Genomic DNA, 2828 nt, shown 5'->3' with positions numbered 1-2828 from the left:
AGCGGGGAACGGAAGGCGTGAGGTAGAACCTACTACCAAGACGCGACCACTGCCAACCATCCATGATTAGGGAAACCTAATGTCCGGCTTGAACCATCGTAACCATTGGGCAGCGAAACAGGTTGATACGCTGCGTTCAAAAGAACATGGGGAACAGTRGGAGTTTTTATATACTACCCAGAAGCAACGTTTCGTTGTGCACAGACCTTTAATGTACCCCGGTGGAAAGGACAAATCTAAAGATGGAATGCCCGTATAAACGGAACGTTTAAACCCCTTTTAGGCTCTCGACAAGTACATCTTGTTGAGTAGTGAAAGTGTAATCGTATGCCTTTAAGGGGAAGGGATGTGACTGAAAGCCAAGGCCTAATTGTAATGGTTAGGATATGCCCACTAGTCACCGTGTAGATATAGTGACTGCAATCAACAGGAGTTTAACTGAGAAAGCGAGTTTAAATACTACGATGTTGTATTTAGCTCCAAAAGTTGAAGTACAAAAGCAGGGGTTGGTAACCCTGTTCCCGTTGCCAAGGGGTATCTACATCAGGAGCCGTGTGATGCGAAAGTATCAAGCACGGTTTTGAATGGGAGTGGGGGAAGGCGACTTCCATCTCGACCCCTACCGAGTCTTTTTCAAAAAAAGCCAGTAATCGGACTTGAACCGATGACCGTCCGCTTACAAGGCGGATGCTCTACCACTGAGCTATACTGGCTTGGGGTAAAGCTGGAATGATGATTTCAACCACTCAACCGACCCACTGTTTCTTAGTATATCATAGTTTTCTAAATTTGTTCCAAATAATTTAATAAATCTGCCATTTCTTGAGGATTAGGCTGAAACTGAGGCATGGGAGGGGTTTTGCCACTAACGACCTGTTGAATAATACTAATTTGTGATTTTCGTTGGGAAATGTCCTCCAGGTTTGGACCGATTTGATGTTCGACTTGGCTAACATGACATCCCGCACAGTTCATCTCAAAAATAGCGTGTCCTCGGGTTGGGTCTCCGGTTAGTGACAACACTTTTTGAATGTAGGGATCGGAAATTTTCACGGAACTGACTCCCCAGACCCAGAGGAGAATAACCACCATCAGCCCTAGGGCAACCAAAGCCACTCGCTGGATGATCTCGGTTATATGAGTGTTGGCAATATGGTTATCCAAAGCTACACGAATACACGAATCTACAAAAAACTTTACTTGTTCACTGTACAGCTTAATACTTTCCGGGGTTGAGGGCAAGTGGCGATCGCTCAAGGTGGAATTTATCGGTGGAATCTGTCAGAGCTAAATTTAATCCAAGATTAATTCAACATTTACGGGCCATGCGGTATAATGTTTCGGAAGGTGCGAGACGTTTAGGAGACTAAACAAGGCTGTAATGCCTGAAATCACCTCCTAGTGGGGAATCCAATCCCTTGCTTGGATATAAGAAGCTCGCTTCTGACCATCCCCATAACTCTTTATATGTCCCGACGCTTGGAGAAATCTAAGCAAGGCAGGGAACTCAAGGTCATAAACAAACTGAGAAATCAGGGAGTAGAGAGTGCGAAATGTTGAGGAGACCAAATAAGGCTGTGATGCCTGAAATCACCTCCTAGTGGGGAAGCCAGCCCCGAGTCTGGATAAGAGGTCGGAGCCTAGAACCATTCCCCATAACTGTTTATACGTCCCAACGTTTGGATTGAACCCCCAAACAAGGCAGGGAACTCAAGGTCATCAAACAAACTGTTTTGAATGGGAAGTTATGACCCCATGATCACAATGAGTAGAGAGTGCGAAATCTTTAGGAGACCAAATAAGGCTGTGATGCCTGAAATCACCTCCTAGTGGGGAAGCCAGCCCCGAGTCTGGATAAGAGGTCGGAGCCTCGAACCATTCCCCATAACTGTTTATACGTCCCAACGTTTGGATTGAACCCCCAAACAAGGCAGGGAACTCAAGGTCATCAAACAAACTGTTTTGAATGGGAAGTTATGACCCCATGATAACAATGAGTAGAGAGTAACGGCGATAGCCACCCCCAGTTTGAGGAATCATAACCCGTCAGATTGAAGCGGGGAACGGAAGGCGTGAGGTAGAACCTACTACTAAGACGCGACCACTGCCAACCATCCATGATTAGGGAAACCGAATGTCTGGCTTGAACCATCGTAACTCTGTAGTAGCGAAATAGGTTGACACGCTACGCTCAAAAGAACAAGGGGAAAAGTAGGAGGCTTCTTTACCTACCTGCACAGACCTTTAAAGTACCCCGGTGGACAGGACAAATCTCAAGATGGAATGCCCGTATAAACGGAACGTTGTAACCCCTCTAATGCTCTGCCTATAAACAAGTGAGTAATGCTATTCACAAGGCAGTAGTGAAAAATGTAAGCGCATGGTTAGAGGGTAAAGGATGTGACCAGAAGCTAAAGCCCAATTGTCATGGTGGGGATATGCCCACAGGTCACGGTATGGATATATAGCACCAGACAGGAAAGTTAGGACGTATAATGGAGAGGACGAGATGACTAAGAAGACCAAAAATGCCAGCCCCCTATAGTTACGACCTCAGACAAAAAGTTATTGATGCAATTGAACTAGACGGTATGCCCAAAAMAGAAGCCAGTCAAGTTTTCCATGTCAGCCGGAACACCATTAATCTCTGGCTGCAAAGAAAAGAACAGACCGGAGACTTCCTCCATAAACCTAATCACCGCCACTGTCACGATGATCAGACGGCACTAGAAAATGCAAACGCTGTATCACTAACAATGGAGCAATCAGAATAGGAGCCGTATGATGGGAAACTATCACGTAAGGTTTTGTAAGGGAGGGGGAGAAGG

Annotated in this window: 1 protein-coding gene, 1 tRNA gene and 2 pseudogenes; 2 read left to right on the top strand and 2 right to left on the bottom strand. The window is 45.8% G+C overall.

The genetic code is table 11. The features are described from left to right. Positions 1-641: 641 nt before the first annotated feature. Positions 642-713: transfer RNA gene (locus tag B9T16_RS27605), tRNA-Thr, on the bottom strand. A 70-nt stretch (positions 714-783) separates the two neighbouring features. Beyond that, complete coding sequence (locus B9T16_RS27600) at positions 784-1257, bottom strand: c-type cytochrome (protein ID WP_082824574.1); 474 nt, start codon at positions 1255-1257, stop codon at positions 784-786. Between the two features lie 1271 nt (positions 1258-2528). On the opposite strand from B9T16_RS27600, the pseudogene B9T16_RS27595 reads away from it, so the two are divergent. Both B9T16_RS27595 and B9T16_RS27590 read left to right on the top strand, forming a co-directional pair. Continuing rightward, a pseudogene (locus B9T16_RS27595) lies at positions 2529-2702 on the top strand (IS630 transposase-related protein); the annotation flags it as partial. After that, positions 2697-2774 (top strand): annotated as a pseudogene (locus B9T16_RS27590) (HNH endonuclease); the annotation flags it as partial. The pseudogenes B9T16_RS27595 and B9T16_RS27590, both read left to right, overlap by 6 nt. Positions 2775-2828: the final 54 nt, after the last annotated feature.

The organism is Arthrospira sp. PCC 8006, from assembly GCF_046480465.1.
Lineage (GTDB): Bacteria > Cyanobacteriota > Cyanobacteriia > Cyanobacteriales > Microcoleaceae > Limnospira > Limnospira platensis.
The sequence above is the reverse complement of the archived record's forward strand: the minus strand, read 5'-3'. Positions and strand labels throughout refer to the sequence as shown.